Annotated in this window: 21 protein-coding genes; 15 read left to right on the top strand and 6 right to left on the bottom strand. The window is 50.0% G+C overall.

The genetic code is table 11. The annotated features are described in order from the left end of the window. Positions 1-2: 2 nt before the first annotated feature. Together glcE and glcD are read right to left on the bottom strand one after the other, a co-directional pair. A complete protein-coding gene (glcE, locus tag F5I99_RS04145) occupies positions 3-1,112 on the bottom strand; it encodes a glycolate oxidase subunit GlcE (RefSeq protein ID WP_151053787.1) in 1,110 nt (369 codons plus the stop codon). Further along, the gene (gene glcD, locus F5I99_RS04150; protein WP_151053788.1) at positions 1,112-2,611 is read right to left on the bottom strand and encodes a glycolate oxidase subunit GlcD; all 1,500 of its coding nucleotides are present in this window, start codon (positions 2,609-2,611) and stop codon (positions 1,112-1,114) included. The genes glcE and glcD overlap by 1 nt, the downstream gene beginning before the upstream one ends. Before the next feature lie 262 nt (positions 2,612-2,873). Here glcD and glcC point away from each other — a divergent pair, with 262 nt between their 5' ends. The 15 genes from glcC to F5I99_RS04225 all read left to right on the top strand — a co-directional run bounded on the left by glcC (position 2,874) and on the right by F5I99_RS04225 (position 16,401). Continuing rightward, a complete protein-coding gene (gene glcC / locus F5I99_RS04155; RefSeq protein ID WP_151053789.1) occupies positions 2,874-3,629 on the top strand; it encodes a transcriptional regulator GlcC in 756 nt (251 codons plus the stop codon). A 33-nt stretch (positions 3,630-3,662) separates the two neighbouring features. Next, positions 3,663-4,034 carry a CidA/LrgA family protein gene (locus tag F5I99_RS04160; RefSeq protein ID WP_151053790.1) on the top strand — a complete coding sequence of 124 codons (372 nt, stop codon included), beginning with the start codon at positions 3,663-3,665 and terminating at the stop codon, positions 4,032-4,034. Next, the gene (locus tag F5I99_RS04165) at positions 4,021-4,737 is read left to right on the top strand and encodes an LrgB family protein (RefSeq protein WP_325063009.1); all 717 of its coding nucleotides are present in this window, start codon (positions 4,021-4,023) and stop codon (positions 4,735-4,737) included. Before F5I99_RS04160 ends, F5I99_RS04165 begins: the two co-directional genes overlap by 14 nt. A gap of 155 nt (positions 4,738-4,892) precedes the next feature. After that, positions 4,893-6,392, top strand: coding sequence for a CoA-acylating methylmalonate-semialdehyde dehydrogenase (locus F5I99_RS04170; protein ID WP_151053792.1), 1,500 nt, complete (start codon positions 4,893-4,895; stop codon positions 6,390-6,392). A gap of 14 nt (positions 6,393-6,406) precedes the next feature. Further along, positions 6,407-8,071 (top strand): GMC family oxidoreductase, encoded by a 1,665-nt coding sequence (locus F5I99_RS04175; RefSeq protein ID WP_151053793.1) that lies wholly within the window; start codon positions 6,407-6,409, stop codon positions 8,069-8,071. Positions 8,072-8,113: 42 nt separating this feature from the next. Continuing rightward, positions 8,114-9,001, top strand: coding sequence for a LysR family transcriptional regulator (locus F5I99_RS04180; RefSeq protein WP_151053794.1), 888 nt, complete (start codon positions 8,114-8,116; stop codon positions 8,999-9,001). 95 nt (positions 9,002-9,096) lie between these two features. Further along, positions 9,097-10,203: a cell division protein ZapE gene (zapE, locus tag F5I99_RS04185; protein WP_151053795.1), complete on the top strand. Its 1,107-nt coding sequence runs from the start codon at positions 9,097-9,099 to the stop codon at positions 10,201-10,203. A gap of 68 nt (positions 10,204-10,271) precedes the next feature. Then, positions 10,272-11,255: an acrylyl-CoA reductase (NADPH) gene (gene acuI, locus F5I99_RS04190; protein WP_151053796.1), complete on the top strand. Its 984-nt coding sequence runs from the start codon at positions 10,272-10,274 to the stop codon at positions 11,253-11,255. 233 nt (positions 11,256-11,488) lie between these two features. Further along, complete coding sequence (rplM, locus tag F5I99_RS04195) at positions 11,489-11,920, top strand: 50S ribosomal protein L13 (protein WP_151053797.1); 432 nt, start codon at positions 11,489-11,491, stop codon at positions 11,918-11,920. Positions 11,921-11,933: 13 nt separating this feature from the next. Beyond that, positions 11,934-12,326 carry a 30S ribosomal protein S9 gene (gene rpsI / locus F5I99_RS04200; protein WP_151053798.1) on the top strand — a complete coding sequence of 131 codons (393 nt, stop codon included), beginning with the start codon at positions 11,934-11,936 and terminating at the stop codon, positions 12,324-12,326. A 238-nt stretch (positions 12,327-12,564) separates the two neighbouring features. Next, positions 12,565-13,161 carry a ubiquinol-cytochrome c reductase iron-sulfur subunit gene (gene petA, locus F5I99_RS04205; protein WP_151053799.1) on the top strand — a complete coding sequence of 199 codons (597 nt, stop codon included), beginning with the start codon at positions 12,565-12,567 and terminating at the stop codon, positions 13,159-13,161. Beyond that, complete coding sequence (locus F5I99_RS04210; RefSeq protein WP_151053800.1) at positions 13,161-14,417, top strand: cytochrome b; 1,257 nt, start codon at positions 13,161-13,163, stop codon at positions 14,415-14,417. Before petA ends, F5I99_RS04210 begins: the two co-directional genes overlap by 1 nt. Further along, on the top strand, positions 14,417-15,193 hold the full coding sequence (locus F5I99_RS04215) for a cytochrome c1 (RefSeq protein WP_151053801.1): 777 nt from the start codon (positions 14,417-14,419) through the stop codon (positions 15,191-15,193). The genes F5I99_RS04210 and F5I99_RS04215 overlap by 1 nt, the downstream gene beginning before the upstream one ends. A 90-nt stretch (positions 15,194-15,283) precedes the next feature. Continuing rightward, on the top strand, positions 15,284-15,916 hold the full coding sequence (locus F5I99_RS04220) for a glutathione S-transferase N-terminal domain-containing protein (protein WP_151053802.1): 633 nt from the start codon (positions 15,284-15,286) through the stop codon (positions 15,914-15,916). 32 nt (positions 15,917-15,948) lie between these two features. Further along, positions 15,949-16,401, top strand: a complete 453-nt coding sequence (locus tag F5I99_RS04225) for a ClpXP protease specificity-enhancing factor (protein ID WP_325063010.1) — start codon at positions 15,949-15,951, stop codon at positions 16,399-16,401. Positions 16,402-16,455: 54 nt separating this feature from the next. On the opposite strand, the gene F5I99_RS04230 is transcribed toward F5I99_RS04225, so the two are convergent. The 4 genes from F5I99_RS04230 to F5I99_RS04245 are packed head-to-tail and all read right to left on the bottom strand — an operon-like array spanning position 16,456 to position 19,790. Beyond that, positions 16,456-17,022, bottom strand: a complete 567-nt coding sequence (locus F5I99_RS04230) for a BON domain-containing protein (RefSeq protein ID WP_151053803.1) — start codon at positions 17,020-17,022, stop codon at positions 16,456-16,458. A 3-nt stretch (positions 17,023-17,025) separates the two neighbouring features. Next, positions 17,026-17,613: an SIS domain-containing protein gene (locus F5I99_RS04235; protein WP_151053804.1), complete on the bottom strand. Its 588-nt coding sequence runs from the start codon at positions 17,611-17,613 to the stop codon at positions 17,026-17,028. A gap of 23 nt (positions 17,614-17,636) precedes the next feature. Further along, positions 17,637-17,987: a YraN family protein gene (locus tag F5I99_RS04240; protein ID WP_151053805.1), complete on the bottom strand. Its 351-nt coding sequence runs from the start codon at positions 17,985-17,987 to the stop codon at positions 17,637-17,639. A 3-nt stretch (positions 17,988-17,990) separates the two neighbouring features. Further along, on the bottom strand, positions 17,991-19,790 hold the full coding sequence (locus tag F5I99_RS04245) for a penicillin-binding protein activator (RefSeq protein ID WP_151053806.1): 1,800 nt from the start codon (positions 19,788-19,790) through the stop codon (positions 17,991-17,993). Between the last annotated feature and the right edge of the window lie 5 nt (positions 19,791-19,795).

Here is a 19,795-nt window from a genome sequence, read left to right on the forward strand (position 1 = left end):
GCTTAATAGTCGCTGTACATGCGTCCGGGGTTAAAGATGCCTTTCGGATCCAATTGCGCCTTGAGTTGCTGATGATAGCGAATCAGTAAAGGTTGTAGCGGATGCAATGGCTGGTCAGTGATGTCCGGGGTGTAGCAAGTAGCATGGCCCCCGGCGTTTTCCGCCGCTTCACGCAATGCCGCTTCCGGCTGGTCGGTTTTAAGCCAGCGTTGAGCACCGCCCCAATCGATCAGGCTATCACCTTCAAGGTTCAGTTGCGGGGCATTCGCGGGCAGGGATAGTCGCCAAAGTGGACGAGAGTCCTGAAAAAACGCCAGTTGCTGTTCTCTGAGCTGCGTCCAGAATTCAGGATCGATTTCCTGGCCCTGTAGACTGTCAGCAAAGTTTTTCACTGAGGCTTCACCGCCTTCCAGGCGCAGATAGAGTTGCTCCTGATAGTGACAGGCGGCCGTAATTGGCAGGGGTTGCTGTCCCCAAAGGCTCAGTTTTTGCAAAGCTTCTGCCTGATTACAAGGGATGCTCAGGTGGTATTCATTGCGTGGCTTTGGCAGGACTTTCATGGAAACTTCGGTCAGTATGCCCAGGCAACCGAAGCTGCCAGCCATAAGGCGGGACAAGTCATAACCGGCGACGTTCTTCATTACTTCACCGCCAAAGCGCAGCAGTTTGCCATGCCCGGTGATCACTTTGGTGCCCAGCACAAAATCACGTACCGAGCCTGACCAGGGGCGGCGCGGGCCCGACAGGCCTGTAGCGACCATGCCACCGACTGTAGCATTATCACCCAGGTGAGGGGGCTCACATCCCAGAATTTGCCCTTGCTCAGCTAGCAGGGTTTCCAACTGCTGCATGGATGTACCCGCACGAACCGTAATGACCAGTTCAGTCGGGTCATAGCTGACAACACCCTGATGCGCGGTAATATCCAGCACCTCTCCCTGGGTTTTCCGACCGAGAAAATGTTTAGAGTTGCCACCCTGAATTTGCAGTGGTGTGGCTTCATGTAGCGCCTCACAGACCTGCTCCAGCAGTGCCGCTTCGGTCTGGCTGACAGGCCGTTCTCCCGGGCGGTGGTGAGTCTGTTGATCGGTTTGAGGGTTGGCAGCAGACATCAGAAGCGCTCCAGTTCTGGGAAGGGTAGTTCACCATGGTGTATATGCATGGCACCAAATTCGGCACAGCGGTGCAGTGTCGGGATATTTTTGCCTGGATTGAGCAGGCGATCCGGATCAAATGCGGCTTTTACCGCATGGAAGAGTTCCAGTTCATCGTCATTGAATTGTGAACACATCTGGTTGATCTTTTCTCGACCGACGCCATGCTCACCGGTAATGGAGCCGCCGACTTTGACGCAGAGCTCCAGAATTTGTCCACCCAGTGCTTCGGCTTTCTCCAGACCACCGGGCACATCTGCATCAAACAGTATCAGTGGGTGCATGTTGCCATCGCCGGCATGAAAAACATTGGCAACCCTAAGGTCGTAGCGTTCAGACAGTTCGGCAATGCCTTTCAATACACCAGGTAATTCACGCCGTGGAATGGTGCCATCCATGCAGTAATAATCCGGGGAAATACGACCCACGGCGGGAAAGGCATTTTTTCGACCAGCCCAGAAGCGCTGGCGCTCGGCTTCGTCTTTAGCGGTTTGTACCGCCGTCGCGCCAGATTGCTGCAGCACTTCCTGAACACGGGCGCTTTCTTCATCTACATCGGATTCAACGCCGTCGAGTTCGCATAGCAGTATCGCTTCAGCTTCCACCGGATAGCCCGCGTGGATGAAGTCTTCGGCGGCGCGTATGGCCAGGTTGTCCATCATTTCCAGGCCGCCGGGAATAATGCCGGCAGCAATAATATTACCTACCGCCAGCCCGGCTTTTTCAACATCGTCGAAACTGGCCATGAGCACACGGGCGACCTGAGGTTTGGGTAGCAGTTTAACTTTGACTTCGACGACGATACCCAGCATGCCTTCAGAACCCGTGAACAAGGCCATCAGATCAAAACCGGGTGAATCCAGCGCATCACTGCCTAGCGTCATAAACTCACCTTCCACGGTGATAATGTCGACGCTGATCAGGTTATGTACGGTCAGACCGTATTTCAGGCAGTGAACACCTCCGGCATTCTCCGCCACATTGCCACCAATAGAGCAGGCGATTTGTGAAGAGGGATCCGGTGCGTAATACAGGCTGTGCATGGCGCTGGCTTCAGAGATGGCCAGGTTGCGCACCCCCGGTTGTACCCGTGCAAAGCGTCCTTCCGGGTTCACTTCAAGGATACGGTTGAATTTAGCCATAACCAGCAGTACACCCTGCTCCAGTGGCAGGGCACCACCCGATAGGCCGGTGCCAGCACCACGGGCAACTACAGGTACTTTTAACTCATTACAGGTTTGCATGATGACCTGAACCTGCTCCAGGGTTTCCGGCAGGACGACCAGCAAAGGGGTGGTTCGATAGGCTGCCAAACCATCGCACTCGTAAGGTTTGAGTTCTTCCTCACGGTGTAAAACATGTAGGTCGGGCAAGCGAATGTTGAGCTTGTGCAGTAATGCTGTGCGATCCGGCATGGGCAGCACACCATCAAGGCGCTCATCATGGAGTATGTTCATCAATCCTGTCCTGTGTTGAGGGTATGGCTTGGTTATTATGAATTATTAATGCATTGATCTTGGTAGCTGTAAGCAGATAGGTCAACCTTTAACTCTACTGGTCATACCAGTTATTTTTATAGTAATTGGTAAAATCTATCCAGAAATATGACACTGCAAGGTATTATTGCTGATGTGGACGTGGTCCTGTGTTGAGTTTTCAGACTGGTCCTACCAGTTTGTCCGGGGTGGTTTGCAGTGAAGTCTAGCGGGTAGAGAGTTAATGGTAGAAGAGATGCGGCAAATTGCCGATGTAGTGGCCGATCGGATTGAAACATTGATTCTGGATGGGGTGCTTAAACCAGGGCAGCGATTGCCCTCAGAGCGGCAACTGTCAGAAAAATTGGGTTTTTCCCGCTCGGCGCTTCGAGAAGGGCTGAAGTTGTTGCGTGCCCGCGGCATTATCCTGACTGAGCATGGACGTGGTTCCTATGTTGCCAAAATGATGCCAGAGCCTTCTACGCCCCTGATGCATTTGTTCAGTGAGCACCCACGTACCCTCTATGATCTGCTGGAGGTGCGAGCGCTGCTGGAAGGGGAGTCGGCGCGTCTTGCCGCCATGCGTGGTACAGACGCCGACTTCATCATGATTCGCCGTCGCTATGAAGAGATGGTGGCGTTGACTCAGTCGGATGAGCCGGTGGAGTTGCGTGAGCACGCTCGTGTTGATCATGCATTTCATTTGGCCGTGTGCGAAGCGTCACACAACCCTGTATTGGTGCATACCCTGCAATCCCTGACTGATTTACTCATCAGTTCAGTGTTTGCCTCGCTGAACAACCTTTACCACCGTCCGGTGCAAAAGCGACAGATCGACCGACAGCATGCCCGATTATTTCATGCGGTGGTGGATCGTCTGCCCGAGCAAGCTCGCCGGGCGGCCGTCGAGCATATTCAGGGTATTCGTGATGAACTTCAGGATATTGAAGTGGAAGAGCAGCGTCTGCTGCGTGCTTCCATGCGATTGAATGGCTGGTAATTTGAACAAAGTAATTAATAAACAGGTTTTTCTATGATTCAGGGTATGTTGATTCTGCTGTTATGTCAGTTGCTCGGAGAGTGGTTGATGGTGTTTCTGGGAGCACCAATACCCGGTCCCGTAGCCGGCATGTTGATTCTTTGGCTGGGGCTACTGGTCTATGGCAAGGTGCCGAACACGCTGCGCTTGCCAGCCGAGGGTTTGATCCGTCATTTATCCCTGCTGTTTATTCCAGCAGGGGTGGGCTTAATGGTGTTTGCAGAGTTGTTGGCTGCACACTGGTTGGTGGTGTTGTCATCGCTGTTAGGGAGTACGTTGATCACGCTGATACTGACCGCATGGATGATGCAGAGCATGGAGACCTATAAGAAGTCGCGTCGTCGAGGTGAACATGGAGATAGATAATTTCTGGGTATACTTTGCCGCCCGTCCCTTGTTCTGGATTGTGGTGACCTTGATTGCATTTTTAGTGGCAACTTGGCTGAATCGTAAAGCAGGCGGTACCGCTTTGCTGCACCCGGTTTTTGTGGCTATGGCGCTGATTATTTCATTGTTACTGTTAACTGGGACAGATTACGACACCTATTTTGAGGGCGCTCAGTTTATTCATTTTTTACTCGGCCCGGCTACCGTGGCCTTGGCTATTCCCCTCTATGATCATATGGCGCGTATTCGTAAGCTGCTCCTGCCGGTATTGCTGTCCTGTTTGGTTGGCAGTGTAACGGCGGCTGTCACTGCGTTGGGTATTGGCCTGGTACTGGGTGGCCCTGACAGGTTGCTACTGTCGCTGGCTCCCAAGTCGGTCACCTCACCAATCGCCATAGGTATTTCGGAACAGATTGGCGGCTATCCGTCCTTGTCTGCCGGGCTGGCGCTGTTAACCGGTATTATCGGTTGTTTACTGGCTCCGCTGGTGTTTCGCGTGTTAAGAGTTGAGTCGCAAACCGCAAAAGGCTTTGCGCTGGGGTTGGCTGCACATGGTTTCGGTACCGCTTATGCGATGCAAATCAGCTCCATAGCGGGTGCGTTTGCCGGGCTGGCCATGGGCTTGACTGGGGTGGTGAGTTCGTTATTGATTCCCCTTATTGTGCGCATTTTAGGGTTATGACACTATTCAATTGTTACTAATATAATAAATCGTAATAATGCTGTTTTGATATTCTCATTGGATTTAACTGCTGCTATTTGCGACATTTCAGCAGTAAGAGGGGGTGATCCCCAAGTGTCCAATGACAGTGAATATACAAGAGCGGAGTTCGAAACATGACAATAATAACTATAGAGCATTATATAGCGGGTCAGCGCGTGATGGGGGAATCCGCACGTACACAACCGGTCTTTAACCCGGCTACGGGTGAGCAAACCGGTGAGGTGAAACTGGCTTCAAAAGCTGATGTTGATAGTGCCGTTGCAGCGGCACGAAGTGCCTTTCCTGCTTGGGCTGCCATGCCTCCCTTGCGTCGAGCTCGTTTAATGAACCGCTTTTTACAGTTGGTCAACGAGAACAAAGAGGCATTGGCTAAAGCGATTACCGCTGAACACGGAAAAGTGTTTACCGATGCCTGTGGTGAAGTGGAGCGTGGCATCGATATTATTGAGTTTGCCTGTGGTATCCCTCAGTTGCTAAAAGGGGATTACACCGAGCAAGTCTCAACCGGAATTGACAACTGGACAATGCGACAGCCCTTGGGGGTAGTTGCCGGCATTACTCCCTTTAACTTCCCGGTCATGGTGCCTATGTGGATGTTTCCTGTAGCTATTGCTGCAGGCAATACCTTTGTACTCAAACCGTCTCCGACTGATCCTACGCCTGCTTTGATGTATGCTGATCTGATGCAGCAAGCCGGTTTCCCTGAGGGTGTGTTTAATGTTATTCAGGGCGATAAAGAGGCCGTTGATGCGTTGATTGAGCATGAGGATGTCCAGGCATTATCGTTTGTTGGCTCCACCCCTGTTGCAAACTATATTTATGAGCGTGGAGCACACTTTGGTAAACGAGTTCAGGCACTGGGTGGTGCTAAAAACCATATGTTGATCATGCCTGATGCCGACCTGGATAAAACCATCGATGCACTGATGGGGGCTGCTTTCGGTTCTGCCGGTGAGCGTTGCATGGCTATTTCGGTTGCACTGTTTGTCGGTGATTCTGGGGATCTGATTATTCCGAAACTGATTGAAAGAACCCGGCAGCTAAAAGTCAAAAATGGTCTGGAACTGGATGCGGAAATGGGGCCAATTGTTACGGCTCAAGCGCATCAGCGTATTAGTGACTATATCGCTCAGGGTGTTGAAGAGGGTGCTGAACTTCTGGTCGATGGTCGCGGTTATACCGTGGCGGGACATGAGAAGGGTTATTGGTTAGGGGGTACGCTTTTCGACAAGGTCACGCCAGAGATGCGCATTTATAAAGAGGAGATTTTTGGTCCGGTTTTAGTCTGTCTGCGTGTTGCTAGTTTTGCCGACGGGTTGGATTTAATTAATCGTCATGAGTTTGGTAATGGCGTTTCGTTGTTCACGCGTGACGGTAATGTAGCGCGAGAGTTTGGTCGTCTGGTACAAGTGGGTATGGTTGGTGTGAATGTGCCAATACCTGTACCTATGGCATGGCATGGTTTTGGTGGCTGGAAGAAAAGTTTGTTTGGTGACATGCATGCCTATGGTGAAGAAGGTGTTCGTTTCTACACCAGGCAAAAATCCATCATGCAGCGCTGGCCGGAAAGTATTGCTAGCGGTGCCGAATTCACTATGCCTGTATCTAATTAAGCCAGGAGATCGCTATGCCTCGTGATCCCTATGATTATATTGTTATTGGTGCTGGCTCAGCCGGTTGTCTGTTGGCAAACCGGCTGAGCCAGGACCCGACCAAAAGTGTGCTGCTGATCGAAGCTGGCAAGAAAGACAACTACCATTGGATTCATATTCCAGTGGGGTATCTTTACTGCATTGGAAATCCCAGAACAGATTGGTTGTTTCAGACAGAGCCAGATGCCGGGCTCAATGGACGTTCCTTGCGTTATCCTCGCGGTAAAACCCTCGGTGGATGCTCTTCAATTAATGGCATGATCTACATGCGTGGTCAGGCGCGGGATTATGACCACTGGGCTGAGCTTAGCGGTGATGATGCATGGAATTGGGAAAGCTGCCTTGCGGATTTTATCAAGCATGAACATCACTATCGATTGGATGAAGGGCAGGACCCAATCTTGGCCAGCGGTAAACGTTTTTCACAACTGCATGGCCACGGGGGGGAGTGGCGGGTTGAAAAGCAGCGCTTGCGCTGGGACGTGCTGGAAAGTTTTGCAGAGGCTGCTGTTCAATTCGGCGTACCCAGAACAGACGACTTTAATCAAGGTGATAATCAAGGGGTCGGGTACTTCGATGTGAATCAATCTAAGGGTTGGCGCTGGAATACTTCAAAGGCTTTTTTAAGACCCGTAAAGCAGCGTTCCAATCTTAGCATTTGGACAGAGTCCCAGGTTGAGCGGCTGGTTTTTGAGACGCCGGTCGACGGCGACCAACCTCGTTGTGTTGGTGCGATCATTCGCCGGGGCGGTGATGCAATTACGGTTCGAGCCAATAAAGAAGTGATCCTGTCTGCCGGTGCGATCGGTTCTGCGCAATTGCTGCAGTTGTCTGGTATAGGTCCGGCAGATCTATTGCGTCAGCATGGTATTGACGTGTGCGTTGATGCCCCTGGCGTGGGGGAAAACCTGCAAGACCATTTGCAAATTCGTGCGGTATTCAAAGTCAAGGGCGTAAAAACACTTAATACCATGGCTAACAGCTTGCTGGGTAAGGCCGCAATAGGGCTGGAGTATATACTTAAGCGTTCAGGTCCGATGAGCATGTCCCCCAGTCAGTTAGGTGCTTTCACTAAGTCTGATCCTGATCAGCCCCATGCCAACCTTGAGTATCATGTGCAGCCATTGAGTCTGGATGCTTTTGGTGAAGACTTGCACCCCTTCCCAGCGTTTACTGCAAGCGTTTGTAATCTCAATCCAACCAGTCGCGGTCATGTTCGGATTCGTTCAAATAAGTTTGATGCGCCGCCTGTTATTGCCCCGAACTACCTTAGTACGGATGAAGATCGAAAAATCGCCGCGCAAAGTCTGCGGCAAATCCGTGAAATTGTTGCACAACCAGCCCTGCAGAAGTATGAACCGGAAGAGTGGCGTCCCGGTATGCAATACCAGACAGATGATGAGTTAGCCAAGCTTGCAGGTGATATTGCGACCACTATTTTTCATCCAGTCGGTACTGTGAAGATGGGGCGTGATGATGATCCTATGGCTGTGGTTGATTCACATTTAAGGGTGAAGGGGGTGCAGGGTTTGAGAGTTGTTGATGCCAGTATTATGCCAGTGATTACCAGTGGTAATACAAACTCACCCACATTGATGATAGCGGAAAAAGCGGCTAGATGGATTATCAATTCTGAATAGCGGCACCACACCCAATGCAAAACTTTGCAGGCTGTAAGCGATATGGACTATGCGTTAATCAAAGCGTTTGTGACAATTGCACAGGAAGGAAATCTAACTCGAGCGGCTGAGCGCTTGTGTATTACGCAGCCGGCACTCAGCCTGCAGTTAAAAAAATTGCAACTGTCACTAGGACTGGTGTTATTCAAACGAACGCCACGTGGTATGCAGTTAACCGATGAAGGGCGTCGTTTGCTTTCATCGGCAGAGCAGGCCCTGGACTCATTGACTGCATTTAACTCCGCAGCTTCAGGCCTTCGAGGCGTGATTCATGGTGAATTGAAAATTGGTACAATTGTTGATCCTGAATTTCTCAGGCTTGGATCATTTCTGAGGCTTATGGCTAATCATCATCCGGGCTTGTCCTACGAGCTTCGTCAGGGGATTTCAGGTTCAATCCTGCGTGAAATTGAGCTGGGTACACTGGATGTTGCGTTTACCCTGGGGTTTCCTGGGTTGCATGAGCTACAAAGTCGGTTTTGTGTGCATAGGTTGGCTGATTTTAATTATCGAGTTATCGCACCGCCCAGTTGGCGTAGTTTAGTCAAGGGTAAGGATTGGCGAGGGTTGGCGAGCTTGCCTTGGATCGCAACTCCCTCTGATTCGGCTCACCATCGTCTTTTGAGTCGTGTGTTTGCTGAGTTGTCGATAGAGCCTAATATAGTGGCAAAAGTGGATGTTGAGTCATCGATGATGGACTTGGTGCGCTCTGGCGTGGCATTAGCGCTTGCCCGTGATACGCTGGCGTTAAGGGCGGCGCATGAGCAGGGTATCGTGATTGCGGATAAAGTCAGTATCGATGCGTCTTTAGGATTCGTGTGCCGAAAGGATCGTATTGCCGAACCTCCTGTTCAAGCCGCAATGGATATTGTCCGTGCTGTTTGGGGTTGAAGCTATCAGCTCTATAGCCAATGGATTATTGCATGTTGCTCTGTCGCACAGTAAAGTTTTGCGCTTGTCACGATAAGACTGAGGCTTAAGCGTTTATGACACCCTTAGAGCGTTACCAAAAAGATCTGCTGCGCGAGGATTTTTCCTATGACGCTACGCAGGAAATGGCTGTCAAACATCTGCAGCGCCTTTACGACGAGTTGATCGAATCGGTAAATGCACCGGTACCCAGTATGATTCGACGTCTCTCAGGCATGATTCGCAAAGAGCAGAGAGAGCCCCTGAAAGGGTTGTATTTCTGGGGTGGGGTCGGGCGTGGCAAGACCTATCTAATGGATACCTTTTATGAGAGTTTGCCGTTTGAGCAGAAGACCCGTACCCACTTTCACCGCTTTATGCAGCGCGTACATCAGGAATTGAAACAGCTCGAGGGCACCAAAAATCCCCTGGTAGAGATAGGCAAAAAGTTTGCTGATGAATCACGCATTATTTGTTTTGATGAGTTTTTTGTATCAGACATCACCGATGCCATGATCCTGGGTGGTTTGTTTGAGCAGTTGTTTGCTAATGGTGTTTCGTTGGTAGCAACCTCCAATATTGTGCCGGATGGGCTGTATAAAGATGGCTTGCAACGTGCGCGTTTTCTGCCCGCTATCGACTTGTTGAATAAATACACCGAAGTAGTCAATGTAGATGGTGGCATCGACTATCGATTGCGTGTGCTTGAGCAGGCTGAGTTGTATCACTACCCCTTGGATGAGGAAGCCGATATCAGTTTGAATCGGAGCTTTGAGAATCTGGCGCCGGATGTTCATGAGGCCAGGAGTGATCAGCTGGTTGAGGTTAATGGTCGTCATATCCGTTGTCGCCGGGTGTGTGAAGATGTGATCTGGTTTGATTTTAAAGAGTTATGTGAGGGGCCAAGGTCACAGAATGACTATATTGAAATCGGCAAGATATACCATGAAGTTATAGTCAGCAACGTGCCACAACTGGGGCGTCAGAACGATGATGCTGCACGGCGGTTCATCAATCTGGTGGATGAGTTTTATGACAGTGGCGTCAAATTGATCCTGTCAGCCGAAGTGAGTATTCATGATATTTATACTGAAGGGCGTCTATCCTTTGAAATAGATCGGACCAAAAGCCGTTTGCTGGAAATGCAGTCGCATGAGTATTTGGCAAAAGCGCACCGGGCTTGATGTGAAGGGTTAAATACTGATGTGACAAAATAATAAATCACCCGAATATCAGGGTAAGTGGAGGTTGTATGTTTAACGCAGTGGTCATCGATAAAGACGATCAGGGATACCACGCCACATTGAGCCAGGTGGATGAGTCGCAGCTACCTGATGGTGATGTGTTGGTCAAAGTGGAATACAGCACGCTTAACTATAAGGACGGTTTGGCTATTACCGGTAAGGGGCCCGTGGTACGTAAGTTTCCACTGGTGCCGGGTATCGATTTGGTTGGTAGGGTACTGGAAAGTGATTCTGAGCGCTTTTCACCGGGCGATCAGGTAGTGTTGAATGGCTGGGGTGTCGGTGAAGTGCATTGGGGTGGCCTGGCTGAAAAAGCGCGCTTGAAAAGTGAATGGCTGATTCCCCTGCCTGAGGGTTTGAGTGCTCGTGAAGTCATGACAGCAGGCACCGCAGGCTATACCGCTATGCTGTGTGTTATGGCGCTGGAAAAGAATGGCGTTAAGCCAGCGGCGGGTGATGTGCTGGTTACCGGTGCTAATGGTGGTGTGGGTAGTTTTGCTGTGAAGCTTTTGAGTCGATTGGGTTACCGGGTGGTGGCATCAACCGGTCGTCCAGAGGAGTCTGCCTATCTGGCAGACCTGGGCGCTGCAGAGATTATTCCACGTTCCGATCTGAGTGAGCCGGGTAAACCTTTGCAGAAAGAGCGTTGGGCAGCAGTGGTCGATTCAGCTGGCAGCCATACGCTTGCCAATGCCTGTGCGCAAACACGTTACGGTGGCGTGGTGGCTGCCTGTGGGCTGGCGCAGGGCATGGATTTCCCATCCAGTGTAGCGCCTTTTATTTTGCGCGGGATTACGCTGGCAGGTATTGATAGTGTCATGCGGCCATTGGATGATCGAGTTGAAGCTTGGTCTCGCTTGACGCAGTTGTTGAAACCGGCTGATTTTGAAGCTATTGGGCAAGAGATTAAGCTAGATCAGGTTATTGAAACGGCTAAGGATTTGATGGATGGTCGGGTGCGCGGTCGGGTGCTGGTAAATCTATCCAGTTAAAGGCGCTGAACCGATGCAGGCTGGTCGATTTGGATGATAATTCAAATCGGCTCCCGTTTGGTTAAAAAATTATCAAATAAGCTCGTTTTTTTGAGAAAACCCCAGTATAATTTCGCCTCCCGTAAATAGCGGGTATGCGAAGGTTGTCAGCTGCGGCTGGCAACGAATAACTATAAGGTAAGTCGGAACCGCTGTGGCGGGTCGAGGCTTAACGAGTTAAGGTGAAACTACCAATGAAAACTACTGTTAGCACTAAGCCAGCCGAAGTTAAACGCGACTGGTATGTTGTTGATGCAGAGGGTAAAACCCTGGGTCGTCTGGCAACTGAAATTGCGCGCCGTCTGCGTGGCAAGCATAAGCCGGAATTTACACCGCACGTTGATACCGGTGATTACATCGTTGTTGTTAATGCTGATAAGGTTCATGTAACCGGCAACAAGCGTAATGACAAAATGTACTACCGTCATACTGGATTCCCGGGTGGTCTTAAAGAAGCTAACTTCAATAAGATGATCCAGACCTTCCCAGAGCGTACTATTGAGTTGGCTGTAAAGGGTATGTTGCCTAAAGGTCCGCTGGGTCGCTCTATGTACTCCAAGCTGAAAGTCTATGCCGGTAAAGAACATCCGCATCAGGCTCAGCAACCTAAAGAACTGAATATCTAAGGGGAAGGCGAATATGTCTACTACTCAGTATTACGGCACAGGCCGTCGTAAAACCTCTACTGCGCGTGTATTTTTGCGCCCAGGTACAGGTAAAGTCACTATTAACCAGCGCACCATGGAAAACTACTTTGGTCGTGAAACCGCGCGCATGATTGTGATGCAGCCGCTGGAATTGACTGGTAACAAAGATAAGTTTGATCTGTACGTCACTGTTGCTGGTGGCGGTGGATTCGGTCAGGCTGGTGCGATCCGTCATGGTATCACCCGTGCACTGATGGAATATGATGAAACGCTGCGCCCAGTGCTGCGTGAAGCTGGTTTTGTTACCCGTGATTCACGCATGGTTGAGCGTAAGAAAGTGGGTCTGCGTAAAGCACGTAAACGTCCACAGTTCTCCAAGCGTTAAGTTTCGGCAACTCCGGTTGTTTAGAAAACCCGGCCTGTCCAGAGCAGTCCGGGTTTTTTGTGTTTCAGGACATTGTAATAAATAATAGGCATAAGGTCGGTAGGTTTTTACCTTGTATAAATTGGGTATTTTCTTTAATATTTGCGCCATTTGAAGAATTCGATTCTTGGGTTTAATGACTGGCGGCTGAATTGAGCAATTTTTGCTCGGCAAGGCTGAATGAGTGGAGATAAAATTAATGAGCAATGACGGCGTGAATAAAGGTCGGCGTCGGCTTCTCTTGGGTGCCACATCTGCATTGGGCGCAGTGGGTGCTGTTGGGGTGGCCGTGCCGTTTGTAGCGTCCTGGAATCCGAGTGCTAAAGCCAGAGCGGCAGGTGCACCTGTGCGCGCTGACGTGAGCAAGCTGGAACCAGGTCAGCAGATGATTGTCGAGTGGCGTGGACGTCCGGTTTGGATTGTTCGCCGCACTGACGAAGCGATGGGTCGCTTGGCGTCGTTGAATGACCGTCTTGCTGATCCTGAGTCAAATCGTTCGGAACAGCCGGATTATATTCCCAAGACACCTGAGCGTGCATTGCGTCCGGAATACTCTGTGCTGATCGGTATTTGTACTCACCTCGGCTGTTCCCCTACTTACCGTCCGGATGTTGCGCCTGCTGATCTGGGTGAGAACTGGCTGGGTGGTTACTTCTGCCCGTGTCACGGTTCGCGTTTCGATCTTTCCGGTCGTGTGTTCCGCTCACAGCCAGCTCCGACCAATCTGGTTATCCCGCCTCATGCGTATCTGGATGACAACACCCTGATAATTGGTATAGATCCGGAGGATGTATAATGGCTGGTCATCGTAATAAAGGTAATCCGGGCTTGATGGGATGGATCGATGATCGTTTCCCTGCAACGGCTATGTGGGAAGATCATCTTTCCAAATATTATGCTCCGAAGAATTTTAACTTCTGGTACTTTTTTGGTTCATTGGCACTGTTGGTGCTGGTTAACCAGATAGTAACCGGAATCTGGTTGACGATGAGCTTCAACCCTTCTGCGGAGGGTGCGTTTGCATCAATAGAATATATCATGCGTGATGTGGAATACGGCTGGTTGCTGCGTTATATGCATTCAACCGGTGCATCCGCCTTTTTTGTGGTTGTATATCTGCACATGTTCCGTGGCATGATGTATGGATCATACAGAAAGCCGCGTGAGTTGGTGTGGATCTTCGGTATGACGATCTATCTGGCGTTGATGGCTGAAGCGTTTATGGGCTATCTGTTGCCTTGGGGGCAGATGTCTTATTGGGGTGCTCAGGTTATTATCTCGCTGTTTGGCGCGATTCCAGCCATAGGTCCTGATCTGCAGCAGTGGATTCGTGGTGACTACCTGATCTCAGGCATTACCCTGAATCGTTTCTTTGCTCTGCACGTGGTCGCTCTGCCGATTGTACTATTGGCACTGGTTGTTCTGCATATCATTGCGCTGCACGAAGTGGGTTCAAACAACCCGGATGGTATTGAAATCAAGGATCACCTTGACGAAAACGGCATCCCTAAAGACGGTATTCCTTTCCACCCCTATTATTCTGTCAAAGATCTGGTGGGTGTGGGTGTATTCCTGTTCGTATTCTCTGTGGTGGTGTTCTGGTTCCCTGAAGGCGGTGGCTACCTCATTGAAAAGCCAAACTTTGAGGCTGCAAACGCGCTGAAAACACCGAACCATATCGCGCCGGTCTGGTACTTCACTGCTTTCTACGCGATGTTGCGTGCCGTGACCTTCAGTTTGTTTGGCCTGGATGCGAAACTCTGGGGTGTTATTGTTATGGGTGCGGCAATAGCCATACTCTTTGTCCTGCCTTGGCTGGATCGTAGCCCGGTAAAATCCATACGTTACAAAGGCTGGATAAGCAAAATATTCCTGGCAATTCTGGCTATCAGTTTCATAATTTTGAGTGTGTTGGGTGTGCTTCCGGCTACTGATGCACGGACCACCGTAGCTCAGATCTGTACAGTGCTGTATTTCGCTTATTTCCTTCTGATGCCTTTCTACACCAGAATGGAAAGCACTAAACCGGTTCCGCAAAGGGTGACAGGCTGATGAAAAAATATCTATTTGCATTATTGATGGTGTGTTTGCCAGCTGTGGCTTTAGCGGCTGGTGGGGCAACCTACCCTATGGACGCATTCAAGGCTGATCTTAAAGATCAGGAATCCCTGCAGCGTGGTATGGGGCTGTTTGTTAACCGTTGCATGGGTTGTCATTCAATGGAATTTCAGCGCTTTACCCGGACTGGTGCTGATATTGGTATTCCAGACGATCTAATGGAAGAGTATCTGATTCTGGGTGATCATGGTGTTAATGATCAGATGACTATCTCCATGGATAAGGTTGACGCTGCAACTTGGTTTGGTATAGCGCCGCCTGATTTGTCACTAACAGCACGGCTTCGTGGTGGTGAGTGGATATATAACTATCTGCGTACCTTCTATCGCGATGACGCAGCGCCATTTGGTGTCAATAACCCCGTTTTTCCGGATGTAGGTATGCCCAATGTGTTGGAAGATCTTCGGGGTGTAGTTGTAAACCATTGCACCCATGAAGAGCTTTTGGCGCATGGTGGTTTTACCGGTACATTGGATCCGCTGACAGGTAATCGCAGTGGTCAGTGTTTGCAGGTTCAGCCAGGAACAGGCAGTATGACTACTGCAGAGTTTGATCAGGCTATATATGACCTGACTAACTTCATGACCTATGTGGGTGAGCCATCTAAACTCCAGGCACACCGTATCGGTACTTATGTGCTGATCTTCCTGGTTATTTTCACCTTCGTTGCTTACCTGCTGAAGCGTGAGTACTGGAGAGATATACATTAAGCTTGAGTTTATTCAAGTTACGTCAGCTACGCGGCCGTTTTGGTCGCGTAGCTTTTTGTTTTTTGATCCCTGTAACAAAGAGGTACCTCAATGGGAGTGGTAGCAAAACGTTCTTCCATGACTTTCTTTTCAGATGGTGATGACCATTACAGCCATCGTGTACGTATTGTACTGGCTGAGAAGGGTGTAGCAGTCGATATTGTGGACTGCAAAATTGATGATATGCCTGAGGATGTAGCAGGGCTGAATCCGTACAACACTTTGCCTACTTTGCTGGACAGAGATCTTGTGTTGTATGAACCGGGTGTGATGATGGAGTACCTCGATGAGCGTTTCCCTCATCCACCACTGTTGCCAGTATACCCGGTTGCCCGTGCAGATAGTCGGCTTTATATCTATCGAATTCAGCGAGATTGGTGTGGCTATGCCGATACGATTCTGACCGGTACAGCTGACCCTGAGCAGATAGAGTATTGCCGTAAAGAGTTGCGCGACAGTTTAGTTTCGATTTCGCCAATCTTCACCGAAAAGCCTTACTTTATGAGTGATGAATTCACCTTGGTGGATTGCTGTATAGCTCCGTTGTTGTGGCGCTTGCCGGTGATGGGTATTGAGTTGCCCCAGGCGCAGTGTGGCCCCTTAATGTCGTACATGAAGCGTATCTTTGAGCGTGAATCTTTTCAGGCAAGTTTGTCTGAAGCTGAAAAAGAGATGCGGGACTGATAAAACCAAATTACCAGAGGTGTTGATTTTTCATGACCATGACGCCGAGCCGTTCCTACTTGCTGAGTGCGTTGCACCAGTGGATTACGGATAATGATCTCACGCCCTATCTGGCTGTGGATGCTAGAGTGCAGGGTGTAATGGTTCCTGAACAATTCACGCTGGATGATCAGTTGGTGCTGAATATCAGCTATTCTGCTGTGCAGCAGTTGTCCATTGATCAGGACGGTGTGTCTTTCAATGCGCGTTTTGGTGGTGTGCCAATGAATATCTTTGTCCCGCTGGCGGCTGTCCTGGCCATTTATGCCAGGGAGAATGGCCAAGGGATGGGGTTTGGCATGGAACCGGGTGCAGAGGAGTTAATGCAGCTGGCTGAGCAGCAGCCACCAGAAGATTCACCACCCACACCAAGTGGCCCAGTCTCTGTGAGCAGTAAAAAAGGCGCGGGCAGCAAGTCTAGAACAACACTTAAGGTGGTTAAGTAAGTCCTGTTTAACCTACAGCAGCCATAGACTAAGTCTTGGCTGCTGTATAGGTTTTCAGATGTATTCGAATACTTTCACTATACGGTTGACGCCGACTATATTACGAACGACCTCCACAGCGAGATCGCCTTCCTGGTTTGTGACCAATCCCATCAAAAACACAGTACCATTTTCAGAGATGACTTTGATGCGCATGCCATTGGTACTCTTGTCAGCCAGCAGTTGAGCCTTGACGCGTCCGGTTAAGTAGGTGTCATTGGCACGAATCATCATGGATGTCGGTCCGGAAATTTCTAATTCATTGTGTATTTTGCGCACTTCACGGAGTTGTTTTACCACGTCCGTGGCTTCTGCTTTAGTGCTTTCATCCGGTACCTGACCGGTCAGAAGCACTTGGCCGTTAAAGCTGGTGACGTTGATATTGGACTGAGACAGGGCTTGCGAGCCTTTATTGATATTTACCTTGGCTTTAAATTCAATGCTGTTGTCTTCGATATAGCTACCTATTGTGCGGCGTCCCTCATTCTCTTCAATAGGTGTTTCGCGTGCTGAACTGACTAGGTTTGCGCAGCCGCTAAGAATGAATACAGATATGAATAGGGTGAAAATTAGCTTTTTCATCGATCAGGCTCCAAAAAGTTGAAAGTCAATCAAGTCAGTTAAACTGTGTAGCACCAGCAGTTGAGCATGATGTACTAAGGCTTCATCAGTGCTGGGAACGCAGATTTCAGTTTCATCTGGCCTGAGTAGTGCAGTCATATTACCACCATCTCCCCCCGTAAGGGCTATGACGCTCATCTCACGATCATGGGCTGCCTGAATGGCCTGTACCAGACTGGCTGAGCGACCATTGGCTGATATTGCCAATAATATGTCCCCCGGCATGCCTATTGCCCGGATCTGTTTTGAATAAATATCAGCAAAGCCACTGTCTTCGGCGATGGCGCTGATAGCGGCACTGTCGGCATTCAATGTGACCACTGGCAACCCGGGGCGTTCCTGACGAAAGCGGTTAATTAACAGGGTGCCGAAATGCTGTGCCAGTGCACCAGATGCACCATTGCCAGCACTGAGTATTTTGTGCTCAGTGATCAGGCACTGGAGAATCAGTTCACTGGCTGCTGCGATGACCGGTGTAAATTGCTCGATCGTCTGAGCGTTGACTTCCATCGATTGATGAAACTGGCGGATAATGCGGTCTTCAAGTTCCATGGTACGGTTCCAGCTTGATGGCTTCAGTTCTGAAAGGCGTTACGATACCACAAAGGTTCGTTATTGCCCTCAAATGCAATGACGTCAAAGCGACAGGGATGCTTGGCCCAGCCAGGATTTCCGGCCAGAAAGAAACGTGCAGCCTGAAGTAGTTTACGCTGTTTGCGCCAGTCAACTGAAACGGCGGCACCGCCGTAAAGACTGTGCTTTCTGTGCCTGACTTCAATAAAAACCAAGTGCTGACCATCAGCCATGATCAGGTCAATTTCACCTAGGCGACAGCGCAGATTGCGCTGTATCAGATGCAATCCCTGGGCTGTTAACCAGGTTTCTGCATTACGTTCGGCTTCCTTGCCGATAGCTTGTCTGTCCATGAGTTACTCCGTAATGAGTTGAGGTTCTCCATTTACAAATTCTGCCCAAGCCAATGCTCTGATCAGTCTGCGGTTGGGGCCGAGTTGCAGATTGCCGGTTTCTCCGCTGAGTATGCCGCCCTGAGTAAGTAATAGAGGCAGATTTTGGCTGATCAGATAAGCATCAGCACCTAGTGCATAGAGTTTGCCAAGGTCTGTGTCTGCATTGTCACGTAGCTCAAGCAGGGTGAGGCGCGTAGGGCTGGGTTCGGCAATCCGCCAAGGCAGATCCACAAAGGTGATACCATTGAGGTCGGTATCTCTGGACGCGCTGGCATTACCTTCATACACCTGAGATGTGGCCATGACCGGAATGGCTCCGGCAAAGTGGTACATTAACATCGGACGGATCAAGCGCGCATCAGCAGCTTCTGTAGCCATGAAAATAACGTCGGTTTCATGGCTGACATTAACACTCATGCCACTGCGAGAGCGATTTGGCATAGTGCGGGCTATTTCAGGGTCCTGAAGCAACAGTTGTTTGATCTGTTCGCTGTTGCTTTGCGTGGCATTGAAGTTGAGGCTGGCGCTGATAAAGCCACCGCGTTGCTCATATTCTTCACGAATCAGTTGTTCAAAGCGTTGTCCGGAACGAGTATCGCTGTGAATGATCATGGCATTCAGATAACCCATTTCCACCGCTTTCTGGACTAATGCATGGGCTTCATGATCACTGGATAGGTCAAGCTGCAGTGGAGGGTTACTGCCCTCAAGGGCTGGGTTCAATGCCAGTATTGTTATCGGATGCTCTGGATAGTCGGCTAACTGATTAACAAAGTTGCGATCCAATGGGCCGACAATAAAGTTGGCACCTTGTGTTCTGGCTGAATAAAACAGCTGTTCCGGTGTGTGGATTTCAGTACTGTCGAGTAACACCAACTCTGCGTCTGTAGAGCCAGCCGCTTGCATTGCTGTAACGTAGCCTTCGGTGATAATGCTAGCGATATTTGCCAGTTCGCCGGTCATAGGCAGGAGTAAGGCTGTACGTTGAATGCCTGCCGATGGTAGCTGTATGGGCGATAACTCTGTGGCAATCAGGGCATTTGGATCCTGCGGTGGCAATTCTGCCGCAGGATGTTGCTCCCAGAGCAGTTGCCAGTCGAACAGTTTTTCCTGTTGTTCGCTGAAGTCGGTTATGCCTTGGATTGCCAAAGCTCGCTCAAACCAGCCCTGGTCTAAGTAGTTGTTGCCTCTATTTTCTGCTGCACTGTTTAATTGAGCGTTGCTGGCAGATATCAATAAGCTCCAGATCTGCGTATGCAGTGACTGGCGGATGTGCTGCTCAGTTGTCATCTGGCTGGCGGAGATCAATTCTCGTGCGGCGTTGATATAGTTTTCTTGCTGAGCAAAGGCTTCGGCACGTAATTGGTTAAGCTGTATGACTTGCTCACTTGTCAGTTGTGGTGGCAGCAGACGAAAATCCAGGTAGCCCAGTGCTCTGTCGGGGCTGTTGCTTTGTAATGACAGTTTGGCCTGCAGGCTGGCAACATCCAGTCCCAATTGTGGCGGAAGTCTGCGTTTGTCGATACTTTCCAGTATACTCGCGGCTGTGTCGATTTGCTGATCATCGACAAGCAGTCGTGCCGCTTCAAGTTTCAGTGTGGCTGCCTGTTCGGGGCCTGCACGCTGTGCGGATGTCAGTAGCTGCTGTACATCTGCATTATCGGCTACGGAGGGTAGGGTTGTTGTTGGTCTGGTACCGCAGGCCGAGAGCAGCAGTAAAGTCAGTATTAGGCATAAAAGCAGGCCTAGTTGCTTTGTCATAAACT

Source organism: Nitrincola iocasae, from assembly GCF_008727795.1.
GTDB classification, from domain to species: domain Bacteria; phylum Pseudomonadota; class Gammaproteobacteria; order Pseudomonadales; family Balneatricaceae; genus Nitrincola; species Nitrincola iocasae.